At 38.6% G+C, this 3,662-nt stretch carries 4 protein-coding genes; all 4 read left to right on the top strand.

Annotated elements, in window-relative coordinates:
* The first annotated feature begins 370 nt into the window (after positions 1-370).
* The 4 genes from BIV59_RS23420 to BIV59_RS22310 all read left to right on the top strand — a co-directional run bounded on the left by BIV59_RS23420 (position 371) and on the right by BIV59_RS22310 (position 3,248).
* A complete protein-coding gene (locus BIV59_RS23420; RefSeq protein ID WP_090989143.1) occupies positions 371-556 on the top strand; it encodes a hypothetical protein in 186 nt (61 codons plus the stop codon).
* 354 nt (positions 557-910) lie between these two features.
* On the top strand, positions 911-1,342 hold the full coding sequence (locus BIV59_RS22300; protein ID WP_071353652.1) for an MHYT domain-containing protein: 432 nt from the start codon (positions 911-913) through the stop codon (positions 1,340-1,342).
* Complete coding sequence (locus tag BIV59_RS22305) at positions 1,339-2,169, top strand: sensor domain-containing diguanylate cyclase (RefSeq protein WP_071353653.1); 831 nt, start codon at positions 1,339-1,341, stop codon at positions 2,167-2,169. Before BIV59_RS22300 ends, BIV59_RS22305 begins: the two co-directional genes overlap by 4 nt.
* Positions 2,097-3,248, top strand: a complete 1,152-nt coding sequence (locus BIV59_RS22310) for a putative bifunctional diguanylate cyclase/phosphodiesterase (RefSeq protein ID WP_083392321.1) — start codon at positions 2,097-2,099, stop codon at positions 3,246-3,248. The genes BIV59_RS22305 and BIV59_RS22310 overlap by 73 nt, the downstream gene beginning before the upstream one ends.
* The last annotated feature ends 414 nt before the right edge of the window (positions 3,249-3,662 follow it).

Genomic DNA, 3,662 nt, shown 5'->3' on the forward strand with positions numbered 1-3,662 from the left:
GTATATTTCACAATATTTGATGATACAAAGGAAGGTTAGATCTCATGCAAGAGATATGAAACGTATTAGGTGTGAATTATTTTGGCTCTTTTTTTAAAGAATCATTTTAATTAAAGAGTTCTGCGAGGCTATCCCGTTGTTAAACCGGTTTGATCGGAGTGTAACATGCGAGACTCCTGTGGGATTGGCAGGAAGGTGAGACCCCGCAAGCGCAGCTGAGGCTGCTCACCGCCCGCCTCACGGAAAGCGAGTATCCTGGAGCGGAAACCCTTGTTCGATAGCAACAAAATTTACGAAAACAGCCATTTTTTTTAAAAGAATATTCATAAATTCTCCTTTTGTCAGCAAACTAACAAAAGGAGGGATAGCCATGAAATTATTAATAAAGATTATTGCCATAGGATCACTCATTTACCTGGGTTTTCAAAATCGCTACCGTTTATTGAATGTATTTCTTTCAAACAGTTTTCTCAGAAGGTTCCTTGTTTCCAGCTCATTGAATATGCCTGGCATGCGTGAGAAAATGATGCAGAACATGTTTGGCCGAACTAAATAATAGGAAAAAGCCTTGTCATCCGGCAAGGTTTTTTCTATGCATAATGTGTACTCTGTGGATTTCTGCAAAATGCCATGATTGGGTTCAAAATACATTCTTAAATAGCTATACTCAAATGCAGTCCATAATGATGCCATCCCCGATTCGGCGTATATAGGCTGCATTTTTTCCTATTCCCGGCCCATTCAGGGAATATTATCCGAAAAATATAGCTTCCTGCAATAAATGAGTATAAAGTATCGGTACATAAGGCCGATACAATATGTATCACCAAAATACATAATAAGACCGCTGCAAAAACACACCCATGAACCGGTAATAAATCCCTCATCTTAGGGCAGACAGGAGGAAGCTGTGTATTCATTTTCAAGTTTTAATTTATTTGACTACCGATATCTTTTGATGACTGTCCTATTTTCGGTCATCAGCTGTATTATCGGAATAGAAGCGAGCAGGAAAATCCGGAAGGAAGGAATGAACTGGAGAACCCTTGCTGCGTGTTCTGTATTGCTGGCTGTTTCTTTTTGGCTTACCCATTTCTTTGTTTCGGTATCTGTAGATTTGCCATTCTCTGCAGATAATTATCAGCTTTACGTTGCATTGAACTTTTTGATCTGTTTTATTGGTTCTATCCTTGCATTGAAAATGGCACAATTCCGAATTGAAAATGAAGTGCAGCATATTCTAGGCGGCTTATTTATTGCTCTCGTGATATTAAGTGCTGATATCAGCGGATTCCTAGTGCTTTTTGGGGATTTAGTCGATTTTAAACCATTTTCTGTATGATCACTTTCATTTTAACAATCAGTGTTTCTTTCTCCATTTTCCGGTTTCTGATACAAATCACTCATGAAGATTCGTTTAATCTCCCAAGAAAATGGAAGTATATCGGTTCGGTTGTGGCTGGTATTTCCTTTGCAGGCATACCATATATCACGATTGTCTCCATGTTAAACTTTGATGCGTACAATCCAACCTTTTTTGAGGAAGTTCTGCCATTTATTATAGTCATGATTGCAAATATCATTATGATGCTGGTGCCGAACCTATTTGGAAACCAGATTATGCTGAACAATATTCAGTCATATACCTCACTTTTTAATAACAATCCCGCGGCTGTTTTTTCTGTGGATCTGCAGGGGAATATCCTGGACACCAACCTTGTTGCCACGGAAATTACCGGTTACAGCAAGGAAGAATTGAAGGGTAAGCATATCCGGATATTTTTCAGTGATGCTGACAAGTCATCGGTGCTTAAATATCTGCAAAATGTCCTGCAGGGAAATGTCTCTAATATTGAAACACAGATACTTGGCAAAGAGGGAAGATATAGAGACGTCAGAATCACAGCTGTCAGAACACATATTAATAACAAGCTTATTGGCGTTTTCGGTGTTTTAGAAGATATCACGGACAGAAAAAAGGCAGAGCTTCAGGTTCAATATATGGCCTACCATGATGAACTGACCAATTTGCCTAACAGAAGAAGAATAAGGATGCTGATGAAGGAATTCACAGTAAAACATAGGTTTTTTCTATCATGCTTCTTGATTTTGACAGATTTAAACGAATTAATGACACATTTGGGCATTCTTTTGGCGATAAGCTCTTGATTGAGGTCGGCAAAAAACTTCAGAATCTTATCAATGACTCTGGAATCACTTCAAGGCTCGGTGGAGATGAATTTTTAATCCTGGTTCCCCATACTGATGTGACAACGCTGGCAGAGCAAATTATCCAGACCTTCAGAAGTCCCCTTTCTGTTAACGGCTATGAAGTCCTGCTAACCGCAAGTATGGGAATTGCTTCATATCCTGAACATTCAACAAATACGAATGATCTTTACAAATACGCCGATATTGCCATGTATCATTCCAAAGAGAATGGAGCGAACAGCTTCTCTGTGTACAATGAAGAAATGGCTGAAGAGACCCTGAATAAACTCGGCCTGGAGTCAGATTTGCAGAAAGCTTTGGATAACAGGGAGCTTCTGCTGTATTTTCAGCCAAAAGTTCATACAGCGGAAGACAAGTTAACAGGCTCCGAGGTTTTGCTCCGGTGGAATCATCCGGAAAAGGGGTTTATTCCTCCTAACGTATTTATCCCAATTGCAGAGGAAAGCGGTATGATCGTCTTTTTAGAAAAATTTGTCTTTAATGAGGTTTGTAAAGTTCTTTCGAAATGGAAGGAAAGCGGAAAGGATATTAAGAGAGTTTCGATTAATATATCCTTAATCTCCATTTTACAGGAAGATTTTGCTTCCCATATCATTAGCACGCTTGAGGAATACAAGATAGAAGGACATTTCCTGGAGCTTGAAATCACTGAAAGAATTGTGATGAAAAATGAGGATGATGTGAACTGCATCCTTCAAACGCTAAGGGAAAAAGGCATACATATCAGCATTGATGATTTTGGTACAGGCTACAGCTCCCTAAGCTATATTGATAAATTAAATGTCGATATCCTGAAAATTGACCAATCATTCATCCGAAATATTGAAAGCAACCGGGAAGTTATTACAGCGATCATCTTCCTTGCGAAAAGCCTGAAAATGAAAGTAATTGCAGAGGGAGTCGAAACAAAGAAACAGATTCAGCTGCTGAAGGAGCTCGGCTGTGAAGATGTTCAAGGCTACTATTATTCTCCCCCTATTCCCTTGAAAGATTTCGAATCGTCTTATTTTCATTAAAGCAGGCTGCGGCCTGCTTTTGTGTTTTAAATATATGAATAAGGGAAAATGTTACATGGTAAGAATTTGGAAATTCAGAATAAAGGCTTTTAAGTACACATATCCTTCTTGAAGGAGTAATATAACTGCCTGCAGACGTGCTTCTGGCTTTTTTATTTAAGCTCCTTTTTTTAAATAATTTTATTGTTGAATCAGCCAAATTCGACCGATACTGAGAGCGTTTTATGTAAATAAAGCTTGGAAAAAGTTCAGATAATCGGATACACTTAGCTAGACAGGAAAGCCAGGCGGCGCAGTTTTAATGCATTCATATATTAAAAACGCTTTTTTTAAAAGATTGTTGTTTTTTAATAAGTTCTGCGGGCCAATCTCAATGTTAAGCCAGGTTGATTAGAGTGTAAGGTGCGAGACTCC

Origin of the sequence: Bacillus sp. MUM 13 (assembly GCF_001866725.1) — a bacterium.
Taxonomy (GTDB): Bacteria; Bacillota; Bacilli; order Bacillales; family DSM-1321; genus Peribacillus.

Bases quoted from the DNA above. Each gene is read 5' to 3' on its own strand.
- BIV59_RS23420 (WP_090989143.1), top strand. From the start codon at position 371: ATGAAATTATTAATAAAGATTATTGCCATAGGATCACTCATTTACCTG.
- BIV59_RS22305 (WP_071353653.1), top strand. From the start codon at position 1,339: ATGATCACTTTCATTTTAACAATCAGTGTTTCTTTCTCCATTTTCCGG.
- BIV59_RS22310 (WP_083392321.1), top strand. From the start codon at position 2,097: ATGCTTCTTGATTTTGACAGATTTAAACGAATTAATGACACATTTGGG.